This is a genomic window from Rothia nasimurium, assembly GCF_042660305.1.
Classification (GTDB): Bacteria; Actinomycetota; Actinomycetes; order Actinomycetales; family Micrococcaceae; genus Rothia; species Rothia nasimurium.
Window position 1 is genome coordinate 109836 of record NZ_JBHSTW010000018.1, and the last position, 14851, is coordinate 124686.

Genomic DNA, 14851 nt, shown 5'->3' on the forward strand with positions numbered 1-14851 from the left:
CTGTATATATACGCTTTTTATGAAGGTGCTCACAAACGCCCTTTTCGGCTTGCGCGCCTCAAAAAAGGTGCGTATAGTAGAACCCGTTGCTGAGACAGGTTCTCGGTCTGACAAGTAAATATGCGCCTCTAGCTCAATTGGCAGAGCAATTGACTCTTAATCAATGGGTTCTGGGTTCGAGTCCCAGGGGGCGCACAGCGCAAGAAGCCCGACCGGCTAACCGGTCGGGCTTCTTTGTGCCTAAAAGCGGCTGTTGGGGGTGTAAATGTGGCGCTTATGTGGAAGTGCTCACAAATGCCCTTTTCGGCTTGCACGCCTCAAAAAAGGTGCGTATAGTAGAACCCGTTGCTGAGACAGGTTCTCGGCCTGACAAGTAAATATGCGCCTCTAGCTCAATTGGCAGAGCAATTGACTCTTAATCAATGGGTTCTGGGTTCGAGTCCCAGGGGGCGCACAGCGTAAGAAGCCCGACCGGCTAGCCGGTCGGGCTTCTTCTTTATTCATCCTGGTTTATCTACGTCTAGTCTTCAGACGATACCCAATCTTTTGTGTGCGGGCTTCACCCTGGGGGAGGGCTAGAGCTCCCAGGCCTCAATGATGACGCGCTTAAAATCTTCAATATCAAGTGCCTGATCCAGTACGCCGCTACCTTCTGTTGTCTGGACGGTCATGTGGGGATCAAAGGTGAGAGAAAAAGAGGTGCCGTTCGTGGATTCTAACCCAAAGGAAAACTCTGAAAGGCTAAAGGTGCGGGCGGCATTTGTGTTGTCGATAGAAGTGGGAGTTCCGGTGCCACGAACTTCGGGTAGGGAGAGCGGGGCGATGACGGCCTCTCGCGGGGTATCCCTGTAGCCGATAAGGAAGTGGCTCTGGTTTTCTTCCTGATGGGATGCCAAATCGGGGTTGCGGTAGATAGATGAACCTGTAGCAAAAACCAGGTTGTAGGCCCCATAGTTAATAATCTGACTATCAAAGACAGTGTGCAGGGCCTTGGCAATTTCACTACTGGTGAGCTGGGGTTCAGTCATACCATCAGTCTACGTGCTATAGCTGAAGTCTTGGCTAGAAAAGTGCTACTGATTGCCTAAAAGTCTTTAAATGACGATGTGCAGGTTTGTGTCGTTTGACCAGGCTAGACCGCTTTACCCCTCTCCGTTGGTGTCTGAGGGGTGAGCTGGCTGTGTCATATTCTAAGACCGGTTTGACCGGTGTGCCCTCGAGCACCAAGAATAAAGGGTATGACAACACGCCAACAGTCACAGATTATTCTTGTGGTGCGACTCGTGAACGAGTGCGCAGCATAAGTCTTTGATGTGTCTTACGGCGTGCGCACCCTTCGCTCAACCAGGCGGAGGGTTTTTTTCTAGGTTTATCCGCAACCCGGCACTACCTACACCCAACGGGCGCACCCACCGCTCACACACAAGATCATCTTCAGACCATCGCGAGGATCACCAATGACAGCGGGAAATCCCATCAACCCTGCAGATCTAGCTAAAAACCTGGGCAACCGTAGCAGCTCAGAAACCTCACCGGTAGAGCGTATGACCGGCTCGCAGGCCATCGTCCGCTCCCTCGAAGAACTGGGTGTTACCGATATCTTCGGCCTGCCCGGCGGCGCAATTCTGCCCACCTACGACCCCCTCTTTGACTCTGAAAAGCTCAACCACATCCTGGTGCGCCACGAGCAGGGGGCAGGGCACGCTGCAGAAGGCTATGCTATCGCCAGCGGCAAGGTCGGCGTAGCTATTGCCACCTCGGGCCCCGGTGCCACCAACCTGCTCACCGCCATTGCGGACGCCAACATGGACTCTGTGCCCATTGTCTGTATTACCGGCCAGGTCTCCTCAAAGGTCATCGGCACCGATGCCTTCCAGGAAGCCGACATCGTGGGCATGACCATGCCCATCACCAAGCACTCCTTTATGGTGCGCGATGCCCAGGAGATTCCCCGCTGCATCGCCACCGCCTTCAAAATTGCCGCAACCGGCCGCCCCGGCCCCGTCCTCGTTGACATCACCAAGGACGCCCAGCAGGGCATGATGGACTTCTCCTGGCCGCCCGCTAACACCGACCCCCGCGGCTACAACCCCGTGACCCGCGGCCACTCCAAGCAGATTCGCGAAGCGGCTAAGCTTATCACCGAGTCCCAGCGCCCCGTCCTCTACGTGGGTGGCGGTGTCGTCCGCGCTGAAGCGTCCGACGAGCTGCTCAAGCTTGCTAAAACCACTGGCGCCCCCGTCGTCACCACCCTGACCGCCCGCGGCGCCTACCCCGACTCAGACCCCCAGAACCTGGGTATGCCGGGCATGCACGGCACGGTTCCTGCTGTAACCGCCATGCAGAAGTCTGACCTGCTCATTGCCCTGGGCGCCCGTTTTGACGACCGCGTCACCGGCGTCGTCTCAGAATTCGCTCCGCACGCTAAGGTCATCCATGTCGATGTAGACCCCGCAGAAATCTCAAAGATTCGTATTGCCGACGTACCCATCGTGGGCGACCTACGCTACGTGCTGCCCGAACTCAACGAGATTCTCGAAGGTGAGTTCGCCTCTGAACTTCCAGACCTTTCGGACTGGTGGACGCTGGTCAACCGCTTCAAGGAAACCTACCCCCTGGGCTACACCAAGACTGACGATGGCCTGGGCTCCCCCCAGTACGTCATCCAAAAGCTGAGCGAGCTCACCGGCCCCGATGCCTACTACGTCACCGGCGTGGGACAGCACCAGATGTGGTCGGCCCAGTTTATTCAGAGTGAAAACCCCCGCCACTTCATTAACTCAGCCGGTCTGGGTACCATGGGCTTCTCCGTCCCCGCCGCTATGGGCGTCAAGGTTGCCTTCCCCGACTCGGTTGTGTGGGCTATTGACGGTGACGGCTGCTTCCAGATGACCAACCAGGAACTGGCCACCTGCGTGCAGAACAACATCCCCATCAAGGTTGCCATTATCAACAACTCGTCCTTGGGTATGGTGCGCCAGTGGCAGAACCTCTTCTACGATGGCCGCTACTCCAACACCCACCTCAAGACCGGCATGGGTACCGAGCGCGTGCCTGACTTCGTCAAACTGGCTGAAGCCTACGGTTGCGCCGCCCTGCGCTGCGAGAGCGATGCAGACGTAGAAGAAACCATCAAGCAGGCCCTGGCGATCAACGACCGCCCCGTCGTCGTAGACTTCAACGTCAGCCCCGACGCCCTGGTCTGGCCCATGGTGCCCGCCGGTGTATCGAACGACCAGATTCAGATTGCTAAAGATATCTCACCCTCCTGGGGCGAAGATGAGGAGATGCTATGAGCCGCCACACCCTCTCGGTTCTTGTAGAAGATAAGCCCGGCGTGCTGGCCAGAGTCTCAGGTCTCTTTGCCCGCCGCATGTTCAACATTGATTCCCTAGCCGTTGGCCCCACCGAAGTTCCCGGTATCTCCCGCATCACCGTGGTGGTTGACGCCGAGGGCGTGCTGCTTGAACAGGTCACCAAACAGCTCAACAAGCTGATTCACGTGCTCAAGATTGTGGAACTGCCCGACGACCAGTCGGCCCAGCGAGACCACATTCTCATCAAGGTCAAGGCGGACGCGGCAGCCCGCATCCAGGTCACCCAGGCCGCCGACCTCTTCCGCGCCAAGATTGTAGACGTCTCTACCGAGTCCGTCATTATCGAGGCCACCGGCTCTGCCAATAAGATTAACGCCCTGCTTGAGGTGCTTGAGCCCTTCGGCGTCCGTGAGATTGTGCGCGCTGGCACCATCGGGCTTTCTCGCGGCCCCCGCTCCATGAGCGAAAAGGCCCTGCGCGGCTAGGCGAAGAGCCGCCCAAAAATATCGTTCCAAAATATGAAACCTGCGTCTCAAAATCAGCCGAACCTACTAGGCTAGAGACTAACGGTTCATCACAACCAAGGTTTAGCAGCAGCTGCTGCCCCTCAACCGATCAAGGAGATCGAACACCATGGCAAAGATCTACTACAACGACGACGCAGATCTGGCGAACATCGCAGAACGCTCCGTCGCCATCATCGGCTACGGTTCCCAGGGCCACGCCCACGCCCTCAACCTGCGTGACTCCGGCGTAGACGTCCGCGTTGGTCTTGCAGAAGGCTCAAAGTCACGCGCCAAGGCAGAAGCAGAAGGCCTGCGCGTCCTCACCGTTGCAGAAGCAGCAGCAGAAGCAGACGTCATCATGATCCTCACCCCCGACCAGGTTCAGGCAGAGGTCTACAAGAACGACATCGCCCCCAACCTCAACGAAGGTGACGCCCTCTTCTTCGCCCACGGCTTCAACATCGTCTTCGGCTACATCGAAGCCCCCGAGGGCGTCGACGTTGCTATGGTCGCCCCCAAGGGCCCCGGCCACACCGTCCGCCGCGAATTTGAGGCAGGACGCGCCGTGCCCGCCCTCGTCGCCGTTGAAAAGGACGCCTCAGGTAAGGCCCTCGACCTGGCCCTGGCTTATGCCAAGGCTATTGGCGCAACCCGCGCAGGCGTTATCGAGACCACCTTCAAGGAAGAAGCCGAATCAGACCTCTTCGGCGAGCAGGCAGTTCTCTGCGGTGGTGCTTCCCAGCTGATCCAGTACGGCTTCGAAACCCTGACCGAAGCTGGCTACCAGCCCGAAATCGCCTACTTCGAGGTGCTGCACGAGCTCAAGCTGATCGTTGACCTCATGATTGAGGGCGGCATCGCCAAGCAGCGCTGGTCCATCTCAGACACCGCCGAATACGGCGACTACGTCTCAGGCCCCCGCGTGATCACCCCCGAGGTCAAGGAAAACATGAAGGCTGTTCTGGCCGACATTCAGGACGGCACCTTCGCCAAGCGCTTCATGGAAGACCAGGCAGCCGGCGGCCCCGAGTTCAAGGAGCTGCGTGCCAAGGGTGAAGCCCACCCCATCGAAGCAACCGGCCGCGAACTGCGCAAGCTCTTTGCCTGGAACAACTCCGTTGACTCAGACTACGTCGACGGCTCAGTTGCCCGCTAAGCCAAGCTACTCTCACCTGCACCAGCAGTGAACTCTCAAGAGCCGGCTACCTCACCCACCCAGGGCAAGGTAGCCGGCTCTTGCCAACCCCCAGTAAACTGGGGGAGCGGTCTCGCTACAGCCGTACGGTGAACTGTAGCCTAACCACCGCACTCCTGCTCTTTGCCGAGCACCCCTACCAGCGGCGTCCTTAGGGTCCGAAGCGCCAGCTGCCCCACTTTCTCTAACCGTCACCCGCTATCTAAGGAAACCACCTGTGACTGCAAAACCCGTCGTTCTGCTCGCTGAAGAACTCTCACCCGCCACCGTTGAAGCCCTGGGCCCCGACTTTGAAATCCGCTCCTGCGACGGCGCCAACCGCGACGAACTCCTCCCCGCCATTGCCGATGTAGACGCTATTCTGGTACGCTCAGCCACCCAGGTCGACGCAGAAGCCATTGCCGCCGCCAAGAAGCTCAAGGTCATCGCCCGCGCAGGTGTTGGCCTCGACAACGTCGATATCAAGGCCGCCACCAAGGCCGGCGTCATGGTGGTCAACGCCCCCACCTCCAACGTCATTTCCGCCGCCGAACTCACCGTCGGCCACATCCTGGGCCTGGCCCGCAACATCGCCGCTGCCGACGCCTCCATGAAGGCCGGCCAGTGGAAGCGCTCCGCCTTCTCAGGCGTTGAGCTCTTTGAAAAGACCATCGGCATTATCGGCCTGGGCCGAATCGGTGGTCTGGTTGCAGAACGCCTCAAGGCCTTCGGCACCGAAATTATCGCCTACGACCCCTTCGTCACCTCAGCCCGCGCAGCAGCCCTGGGCGCAGAACTGGTTGAACTGGATGAGCTGGTAGAGCGCTCTGACTTCATCACCATCCACATGCCCCGCACCCCCGAAACCCTGGGTATGATCAACGCTGAGAGCTTCAAGAAGATGAAGAAGACCGCCTACGTTGTCAACGTAGCCCGCGGCGGCCTGATTGACGAAGCTGACCTCGATGCTGCCCTGCGGTCCGGTGAAATTGCCGGTGCAGCCATCGACGTCTACGTCAAGGAACCCGCTAAGAACGTACCCTTCGTTGAACTGCCCAACGTCGTTGCCACCCCCCACCTGGGTGCTTCCACCTTCGAGGCCCAGGAAAAGGCCGGTATCTCGGTGGCAAAGTCGGTTCGCCTGGCCCTTGAAGGCGACCTAGTCCCCGATGCCGTGAACGTTGCAGGTGGCGCTATTGATAAGGACGTCCGCCCCGGCGTGCCCCTGGCCGAGAAGGTTGGCCGCATCCTCACCGCCATTGGCGGCGACGAGGCCCTGACCCGCGTTGAAGTCAAGATCGCCGGCGAAATCGCAACCAAGGACGTCACCTCCCTCAAGCTCTCAGCCCTCAAGGGCGTCTTCACCGACGTGGTGTCAGATAAGGTCTCCTACGTCAACGCCCCCGTGCTGGCTGAACAGCGCGGCGTAGAGGTTGAACTGGTCACCACCACCGAAACCGACTACTTCCGCAACGAAACCGTGCTCACCGGTGCCCTGGCCAACGGCGAGGTGGTTTCTGTAGCCGGTACCGTCACCGGCCCCAAACTGATTGAGAAGCTGACCAACGTCAACGGCTTCGACGTAGAAATCCCCATCACCGACCACATGCTGGTGCTGGAGTACGTCGACCGCCCCGGCGTCATTGCCGCTATCGGTACCCTGCTGGGCACTGCCTCCATCAACATTGCCGGTATGCAGGTTTCCCGCAACGACAAGAACGCTGAAGCCCTCTGCGTCCTTGCCCTGGACTCAGCCCTCTCCCCTGAGGTGCTCGAATCCATCAAGCGGGTAGTCAACGCTTCTCGCGCAGCGGTTATCAATCTGGCCGACTAGTAAGAAGCCCACCCGCGCCTTTCCAGCACGGGAAATATCGTTCGCAGTGGTTGGTGTAAGCGGGTAAAGTGGTACCTATGACTTCTACCCCGTACTACATCACCACTGCGATTTCTTACCCCAACGGTGCCCCCCATATCGGGCATGCCTACGAGGTTATTGCCGCCGATACCATGGCCCGCTTTAAGAAGCTGGACGGCTTCGATGTGCGCTTCATGACCGGTACCGATGAGCACGGGCAGAAGATGCAGACCACAGCCGAAAAACAGGGCAAGACCCCCAAGGAACTAGCGGACGAAAACTCCGCCCGCTTCCGGGCCATGGCTGAGATGGTCGGTGCTGACTTCGACCGCTTTATCCGCACCACCGATACCGACCACTACGCTGCTTCTCAGGCCATCTGGACAAAGATGGAAGAGAGCGGCGATATCTACCTGGATAAGTACGCCGGCTGGTACTCGGTGCGCGATGAGGCCTACTACACCGAGGACGAAACCGAGGTGCGCGACGGCGTCCGCTACGCTACCTCAACCGGCACCGAGGTTGAATGGACCGAAGAGGAATCCTACTTCTTCCGTCTCTCCAAGTACGGCGACCGTCTGCTGGAACTCTACTCCACCGAGGGTTTTGTCTACCCCGAATCCCGCCGCAACGAGCTGGCTGCTTTCATCAAGAACGGTCTGACCGACCTTTCTATCTCCCGAACCACCTTTGACTGGGGAGTGCCTGTACCCGGCAATGACAAGCACGTCATGTACGTGTGGGTGGACGCCCTCACCAACTACCTCACCGGCTTGGGCTACCCCGATACCGAGGGGGAGCTGTTCACCAAGTTCTGGCCCGCTGATCTTCACCTGATTGGTAAGGACATCACCCGCTTCCACGCCATCTACTGGCCCGCCTTCCTCTGGTCAGCCGGCCTTGAAATCCCCAAGCGGGTCTTCGGCCACGGCTTCCTGCTGGTTGACGGCGAGAAGATGAGCAAGTCCATCGGCAACGTAGTTGACCCTGCCGATCTGGTCGCCAGCTTCGGCCTGGATCAGCTGCGCTTCTTCCTGCTGCGCGATGTCTCCTTCGGCCAGGACGGCTCCTACTCAGCCGAAGGTATCAAGAACCGCATTAACTCCGACCTAGCCAACGACCTGGGTAACCTGGCCCAGCGCTCCCTCTCCATGGTCGCCAAGAACTGCGACGGTAAGGTTCCTGTCCACGGCACCTTCACCGCAGAAGATACCGCCATGCTTGAGATGGCAGCGGCCCTGTACGAGCCCGTCCGCGCTGACTTCGATGAGCAGGCCTTCCACCGCGCCCTGGAGCGCATCTGGCAGGTTGTGGGTGAAGCTAACCGCTACTTCACCGCCCAGGAGCCCTGGAAGTTGCGCAAGACCGACCTGGAACGCATGAACACCGTGCTCTACGTGACCGCCGAGGTACTCCGCATCGTCGCTACCCTCACCCAGCCGGTTATGCCCACATCCATGGGCAAGATGCTTGACCTGCTGGCGGTTGCTCCCGAGAACCGCCTCTTCGCAGCGCTTGATCAAGCCCTAGTGCCCGGCACCGAGCTGCCCGCCCCAGCTCCCGTCTTCCCCCGCTACGAGGAACCCAAGAGCGCCTAGGCTACGAGCAGGGTATCCAGCAAACGTATAAGGACGCGGCCCCCACCTTTCGCGCGAAAGGCGGGGGCCGCGTCCTTATGCTTACACCCGAGAGGCTAGAACCAGCCGAGCTCAGTGACCTTGTAGTAGACCATCTGAGACAGGGCAATGTAACCCCAGCCGTTCAGGTGCAGGCCGTCGGAGGAATACAGGGACGGGGGAATCTGCCCGGCCTCGTAGGCCTTACGGTCTTCGTCTGAAGACCAGACACCTGAGCCAGAAAGGGCACCGTAGCGCAGCCAGGACTCCTGGGTAGTCTCGCGCAGGTAGGTCTCGGGGTTCATGAACTTAGCCCCGTAGGTGCTTGCCGCCCACTCATTGTAGGCCTTGACCTTCTTGACGCGGTCAGAGTCGAGAGTATCGCCCCTCGATGCAAAGTGGCCCATCACGATGGTGCGTTCGGGCGCAAGATCGTAGCATCGCTGGGTGTCCTGGGTGATGCGGTCGTAATCGCTGATATTGTTACGGCCAATCTGCAGCACATGGTAAGAAGAGCGGCTAATCATTTCCTGGTAGGAGTAGAACCAGGCTGCCTCAGTATTGGCGGGGGCGTAGATTTCTTCCCCGGGCACGACGCGGGTAAAAGTGTAGGTGCCTTCGGTGCTACCCGCTTCGAGGACGCCCGCTACGCCACCCACATAACCGGGTACGTAAGCGCTGACACCCCAGGCAACATACGTAGAGTCTGACAGGGTGATGTTGACGCTTCCGCTGGCCGGGATACGGTCGTTGGGGAAGGAGAGCTTATAGATGTTGGTTGCCACGCCTCGGCGGGCTGCGATCATGGTAGAGGTTTCGCCACCGCGGCCGAATTCTAGAATCGGTGCTGAAAGGTAGCTGCTGAGCAGGGCTTCCATGCTTGCATTGAACCCCGCAGGCACGCCCTGGTCGGCTTGGGCACCTTCGAAGGAGGAGCTACCCCACAGGGCCAGGGAGGGGCCGGTGACGGTGGGGTAGGTGAAATCTGAGGGGAAGACGCTGGCGGTTGCGTCTGCTGCGTGGGCGGTAGCGTTGATGGCTACGGTTCCTGCTGCGGTGGCAACACCGGCCACACCTGTGAGTGTGGCAAAGCGCATGAGGCCACGGCGGCTGGTCTGAAGTCCTTGCTGGTCAAGGGAGGTCATGGCGTTTGTAGTCTGCTTTCTGTGACGAGGTCGTCGTGGATTCATTCGATGATTGTGGTGATGCTGCTTCTTCATAGTAGTTAGAATTGAGGCTGATTATCTAGGGAGGACGCCGTGTCATTACTTACGAACCGCTATGTAAAAGGGCTCGCTGTGCTTGGTTGTTTCACAGCTTTAGGGTTGGCCGGGTGTTCTTCGCAGCCTCAGAACTTTGATGAGCTGACTGCTGAGACCGCTAAGACTGAGCATCTTGAGGCTCTGCAGTCCTGGATTTTCCCGCCTGCTGAGGCTGAGTCTGCCCGCCGGGCTTTTGTGGAGCGCTGTGTGGCTGAGGCGGGCGGTAGCTACCAGGAGCCTGAGGCTGGGTTGACCTTGGACTCTGCGGTCTATACGGGCCGAACCACCGAGGAATTGAAAGCCTCGGGTTACGGTCAGTTACCTGCCGCTGAAGGCCGGGCTACCGCTAGCTTTGACGAGGCGGGACTGGATGCCTACCTGGGTAAGGACGGCGAAACCTTCACCGTGACTTTCATAGAGTACTCCAGCGGCGAGCTAAACTCGGCTGGCTGCATGGCCCAGAGCTATGAGTACATCTACGGCTCTGTAGAGAGCGGTGTGAAGGCGGCCCTGCTGGCCCCCGAGTTCGCCCAGGCTATTGAGACCAGCCTGCGGGCCGATGAGAACTACCTGGCCCTGCAGGAGTCGTGGGCTACCTGCATGAAGGACGCGGGGTTCGGCCAGGCCTCGAGCACCGACCAGGCAGCCTATAGCGCTAGCCTGCTGGGGGCTGATAGCGCCGAGAAGATGCTGCAGGCCGATATCTCCTGCCGTGAGAGCATTTCCTTTGACTCTTCTATCACCGACCTAAAGAACTCCTACTATGAGGCTGTCTACCAGCGTCTTGAGCAGTTCTCTGAAGAGCTCGAAGCGATTCACGCTACAGCCGGGGAGCGGGTTGCCGCTGATAAGACCGACCCCAAGAACACCTCATCGGTGACGGTACCCACCCCCACCGCTAGCCCCTCTGCCAGCTAGGGTAGGGGCGGGCGTCCGCTTCTCTGAGGGGCGGACGCCCGCCCCCGCCCTGCTAGTTCACCTCCTGCAGGGCAGCAACCGGCGGTATATGGGAGGCTGACCTGGCCGGGAAAAAGACCGTGGCCCAGGCCAGGGCAAGGCCGCCTGCGATAACCGCTAGGTAGTGCCAGGCCTGCACGCTGTAGACCAGGTTGAAATTGTTGACAGCAAAAACCTGCAGCAGGAGCAAGGCTGTGATAAGGCCGGCTCCAGCACCCCAGATGAGGGAGAAGACAGCCAGTAGCAGGGTTTCGTAGCTGACAGCAGCCTGCAATCGACGGCTGGAGAGGCCGTTGATACGAAGTAGGGCGTAGGACCTGCGCCGCTGCTGGGTGCTCAGTAGCTGGGTGTTGGCAAGTCCCACGAGTGAGACCAGCAGTGAGGCCGATAGAAGCCCCAGAACGCCCCAGAGAACTGAGCGCATATCACCCTGCAAGCGGGCTTTTTCGGTGACTACGCCCGAAAGTTCACCCGCGTCGAGGCCGGTGATTTCGGCGATGGGGTTGAGCACCGAGAAGTGGTCGCCCCAGCTGATACCGGGGTCAAAATTAGCCTGGAGCAGGCCTGCTTCGGTGTTCTCTCCGGTGGGGTCTACCAGGTCTGTGCCGCTGATGATGTTGCCATTCTGCGTGGTGATGAGGAAGCCGCGCAGCGTATCAGGGGTGATGCTAACGGTGAGTTCTACAGCGTCACGGGTTCCTTCGATGTAGAGCTGCTGGCCCTCCTGAAACCCGAAGGAATCTGCATAGGCCTGGCTCAGCAGCACCGTCTGCTCGGTCAGTTTCTGGCCGGTCTGCTCACCGTGTAGGCGGGTGAGGGTTTCGGGGTCTACGGAGTAGACCGTTGTACTGAACCAGCTATCGGACGAGGTCACCACACTACCCTGGGGCAGGGCCACAAGGGCAGCGTCCACACCGTCGAGCTGGGAAACCTGGCGCTGTATCTCCTGCAGGCGAGCGACGTCTGGTTCGGCAAGTACAGCTTCAACGTCGTAGGGGTAGTTACGGTCTAGTTCTGCCATGAAGCTCTGCTGCATGGTGGAATAACCGGTGAGGGCTGCGCTGACGAAGGCGGCGCAGATAAAGACCATACGCACGGTCACTGAGGCGGACGCCCGCGATTGGGCGATATTGCTGTGGGCCAGGGCCGCGGTGGAGTAGGGGCGGGCAAAGACCCGGAGCAGGGCGAGGCCCGGTGCGAAGAGCAGGGGAGCTGCCACCACGAAGGTAAGGGCGGCCAGAACCGTAGCCAGCATGATGAGACCCGCATGGCTCTCCTGAAGCCCGGCTAAGGCGCAGGCTGCTGTAGCCAGGGTGAGTACAAGACAGAGGCCGATATAAGCCCAGGTGTGCCTGGTGCGGGGAGCGTTCGGAAGCTCCTGGTAGCCGTTGAGCGCCGCCACCGGCGGTATGGCGCGGGTCGCCCAGACCGGCTTGAGCACGGCGGCGAGGGTAACGAGCGTGCAGACCAGCATGGCGAGAGCACCCGCTAGCGGGTTAAAGGTGATGCGGCCACTTTCGTTGAAAACTAGAGCGGCAAGGTAGGCGGTGATGATACCTGCGAGGGAGGAGAGCGCGCCGAGAGCCGCTGCCTCAACCAGGAGCATGCGCACCACCGCTAGGCGGGTAGCGCCCAGGGTACGAAGCAGAGCCAGTTCACGGGAGCGGGCTGCCGCATGCACCTTGTAGGTGCTGGCGATGATGAAGGAGCTCATAAGGAGCGAGAGAGCCCCAAAGCCGAAAAGAATAGAGAGCAGGGCGGTGTAGCTGCCCACATCCTTGCCGACATCGTTTCTAATCTGTTCCTCAACCGACGAGACGGTAAGGGTGGGGGAGTTGGCAAGAGCCTGCTTGAGCTCCACTAAAGACGTAGAGGCGGGGTCTTTGAGCTTCAGAAGAACCTGCTCGTAGATGCCGTCGGGGGTGTTACCCCAATAGGCGCGGCTGCGTTCGATGTAGTTTGCTACACCGTTACCCGGTGTAAAGACCATATCTGGTCCCGCTCTGTAGCCTGTGGGGCGTTCGTAGATACCGGTGACGGTGTAGGCCGCCTGGGGGAGGGGCTCTGCCAGGTCGGTTTGCTCGGTTACGGTAGAAAGATCATCGAGGACGACCGCTCCGCCCACCCCTACTGCGAGAGCTTCTGCTGCCCGGTCGGTAATCACTATCTGATGGGCGGACGCCGGTAGGCTGCCCTCTTTCAGGGGATAGGGGAAGAAGGCCTCGGTTGGCATATCGGCTTGAACGATGCTGTAGGTGCTCTCTGCCTTCTCTCTTTCAGCTGGTGTATGGATAACGGAGTAGGTAGCGGCCACTGCCCAGGCAGATTCAACTGCGGGAAGACTCATTACCCGGTCGGCCTGCTCCTTGCTGAGAAGGAAGTCGGTGGCGTCCCCTTGAGTGAATTTGTTGGTGGTTTCAACAACGGCATCGGAGGTGGAGTACTTCTGGCCTGCTGCCTGCCTCACCTCGTCATAGAAGGAGGTATTGATCAGTAGCACAGAGGTGAGAAAGAAGGCTGAAATCGCGATACCGATAGAGGTGAGGGCAAAGCGCAGGCGGTGCTTGCCCAGGTTGGAGAAAGCGACGGTACTTAGGGTGGTAGCCATCTTAATCACCTAGCCTTGCCAGGGCTGAGAGCACACTGGTCTGGGTGGGAGCTTCGAGACCGCCGGCTAGCTGGCCGTCCTTGAGCAAGAGCACCCGATCAGCGTAAGAGGCCGCGAGCGGATCATGGGTCACCATCAAAATGGTCTGCCCCTGTTCCCGGCTGGCCTGCTGTAGGAGCCCCAGCACCTCGGTGCTGGTCGCCGAGTCGAGGGCGCCGGTGGGTTCGTCCGCAAAAATGACGGCCGGGCGCGGGAGCAGGGCCCGGGCGATAGCCACCCGCTGCTGTTGCCCACCGGAGAGCTGGGAGGGCAGGTGCTTGAGGCGGTCTTCAAGGCCCAGGGTGCGTACCAGCTCATCGCGCCAGATGGTATCAACCGCCATCTTGGCCAGGCCCAGGGGCAGTTCCATATTCTGGGCTGCTGTGAGCGTGGGGATCAGGTTGAAGGCCTGAAAAATAAAGCCGATATTACGGGCCCGGAACTCAGCTAGGGCGGCATCCTTGAGCCCCGTCAGCTCCACGCCCTTGACCTGTACGGACGTCTGTTCCCCGGGGTCGGGGGCATCGAGAGTTGCCAGCGTGTGCAGCAGGGTTGACTTGCCGGAGCCAGAGGGGCCCATGATGGCCGTGAACTTGCCCCGCTCAAAAGCAATGGAAATGTTGCGCAGTGCGTGCACGGGGGACTCACCCGCGTAGGTTTTAGAAAGATTCCGGGCAGAAACAGCGATAGGAATAGTGTGTGAGGTGCTCATATACCCAGTATGGCAAGGCAGTGGGACGGGGCACATCGCACCGGGGAGTGATTGGAAAGAGCTGGGCCTCATACCTAGGTATGAAAACCTCTCCAGGGTTAAACCAGCCCCGCCTCGTAGGCGATAATCACTGCCTGCACCCGGTCGCGGGCTTCGAGCTTAGCCAAAATGTGCGAGACGTGGGTTTTGACGGTCGCCTCAGACACGAAGAGCAGCTGGGCCATCTCCCCGTTCGACAGCCCCTGGGCAATGAGCAGGAACAGTTCGCGTTCGCGGTTGGTGAGGCTGGCAATTTTATCGGCGTGTTTCTGGGGCGTCCGCTGGGGTGAGGCTCCACCTGCCAGGTGGGGGATCATCTGTTCTAGAAGCCGCTTGGTGGCACTGGGGGCGATGACGGCATCCCCGCGCTGCACCGTCCTGATGGCACCCAGAAGCTCCTCGGGTGGGGCGTCCTTGAGTAGGAAGCCGCTGGCTCCGCGCTGGACGGCCGCGTACACGTAGTCGTCGATGTCGAAGGTGGTCAGCATGACGACCTTGACCTCGGGGTGGGCTGCGATGATAGCGCCGGTGGCTTCAATGCCGTCGAGCACAGGCATACGGACGTCCATGAGCACGACGTCCGGCCCCTGTCCCTGGGCCTGGCACGCGGCGACCTGCTCGATAGCCTGCTGGCCGTCCCCTGCCTGAGCTACTACCTGCATATCGGCCTGCGACCCAATCAGCATAGCTAGGCCAGACCGCACAAGCTGCTGGTCATCTACAAGAAGAACTCTAATCACGGTTTTACTCTATCGTTCCTGGTCAT

The 14851-nt window shown here is 59.8% G+C and carries 11 protein-coding genes and 2 tRNA genes; 8 read left to right on the forward strand and 5 right to left on the reverse strand.

The features are described from left to right. Positions 1-122: 122 nt before the first annotated feature. A tRNA-Lys gene (locus ACFP6B_RS07405) sits at positions 123-195 on the forward strand. Between the two features lie 186 nt (positions 196-381). Next, positions 382-454: transfer RNA gene (locus ACFP6B_RS07410), tRNA-Lys, on the forward strand. Between the two features lie 121 nt (positions 455-575). Here the strand turns inward: ACFP6B_RS07410 and ACFP6B_RS07415 are convergent. Then, complete coding sequence (locus ACFP6B_RS07415) at positions 576-1028, reverse strand: hypothetical protein (RefSeq protein WP_237204498.1); 453 nt, start codon at positions 1026-1028, stop codon at positions 576-578. 429 nt (positions 1029-1457) lie between these two features. Here ACFP6B_RS07415 and ACFP6B_RS07420 point away from each other — a divergent pair, with 429 nt between their 5' ends. The 5 genes from ACFP6B_RS07420 to metG all read left to right on the forward strand — a co-directional run bounded on the left by ACFP6B_RS07420 (position 1458) and on the right by metG (position 8450). After that, positions 1458-3296 carry an acetolactate synthase large subunit gene (locus ACFP6B_RS07420; RefSeq protein ID WP_377128811.1) on the forward strand — a complete coding sequence of 613 codons (1839 nt, stop codon included), beginning with the start codon at positions 1458-1460 and terminating at the stop codon, positions 3294-3296. Beyond that, positions 3293-3802: an acetolactate synthase small subunit gene (ilvN, locus tag ACFP6B_RS07425; protein ID WP_237194253.1), complete on the forward strand. Its 510-nt coding sequence runs from the start codon at positions 3293-3295 to the stop codon at positions 3800-3802. The genes ACFP6B_RS07420 and ilvN overlap by 4 nt, the downstream gene beginning before the upstream one ends. A 148-nt stretch (positions 3803-3950) precedes the next feature. Beyond that, positions 3951-4979: a ketol-acid reductoisomerase gene (gene ilvC / locus ACFP6B_RS07430; RefSeq protein WP_237236410.1), complete on the forward strand. Its 1029-nt coding sequence runs from the start codon at positions 3951-3953 to the stop codon at positions 4977-4979. A 256-nt stretch (positions 4980-5235) separates the two neighbouring features. Then, on the forward strand, positions 5236-6831 hold the full coding sequence (serA, locus tag ACFP6B_RS07435) for a phosphoglycerate dehydrogenase (protein WP_377128816.1): 1596 nt from the start codon (positions 5236-5238) through the stop codon (positions 6829-6831). A gap of 77 nt (positions 6832-6908) precedes the next feature. Then, positions 6909-8450: a methionine--tRNA ligase gene (gene metG, locus ACFP6B_RS07440; protein WP_377128819.1), complete on the forward strand. Its 1542-nt coding sequence runs from the start codon at positions 6909-6911 to the stop codon at positions 8448-8450. A 95-nt stretch (positions 8451-8545) separates the two neighbouring features. On the opposite strand, the gene ACFP6B_RS07445 is transcribed toward metG, so the two are convergent. Further along, on the reverse strand, positions 8546-9613 hold the full coding sequence (locus ACFP6B_RS07445) for a hypothetical protein (RefSeq protein ID WP_377128822.1): 1068 nt from the start codon (positions 9611-9613) through the stop codon (positions 8546-8548). 114 nt (positions 9614-9727) lie between these two features. Between ACFP6B_RS07445 and ACFP6B_RS07450 the strand changes: the two genes are divergently transcribed. Then, positions 9728-10648 carry a hypothetical protein gene (locus ACFP6B_RS07450; protein WP_377128825.1) on the forward strand — a complete coding sequence of 307 codons (921 nt, stop codon included), beginning with the start codon at positions 9728-9730 and terminating at the stop codon, positions 10646-10648. 52 nt (positions 10649-10700) lie between these two features. Here the strand turns inward: ACFP6B_RS07450 and ACFP6B_RS07455 are convergent, their stop codons facing one another. From ACFP6B_RS07455 to ACFP6B_RS07465, 3 genes are all read right to left on the reverse strand, one after another. Continuing rightward, entirely contained in the window at positions 10701-13295 is a 2595-nt protein-coding gene (locus ACFP6B_RS07455) for an ABC transporter permease (protein WP_377128828.1), read from the reverse strand. A gap of 1 nt (position 13296) precedes the next feature. Then, positions 13297-14046, reverse strand: a complete 750-nt coding sequence (locus ACFP6B_RS07460; protein ID WP_377128831.1) for an ABC transporter ATP-binding protein — start codon at positions 14044-14046, stop codon at positions 13297-13299. 98 nt (positions 14047-14144) lie between these two features. Continuing rightward, positions 14145-14771, reverse strand: a complete 627-nt coding sequence (locus tag ACFP6B_RS07465; protein WP_377129469.1) for a response regulator — start codon at positions 14769-14771, stop codon at positions 14145-14147. Between the last annotated feature and the right edge of the window lie 80 nt (positions 14772-14851).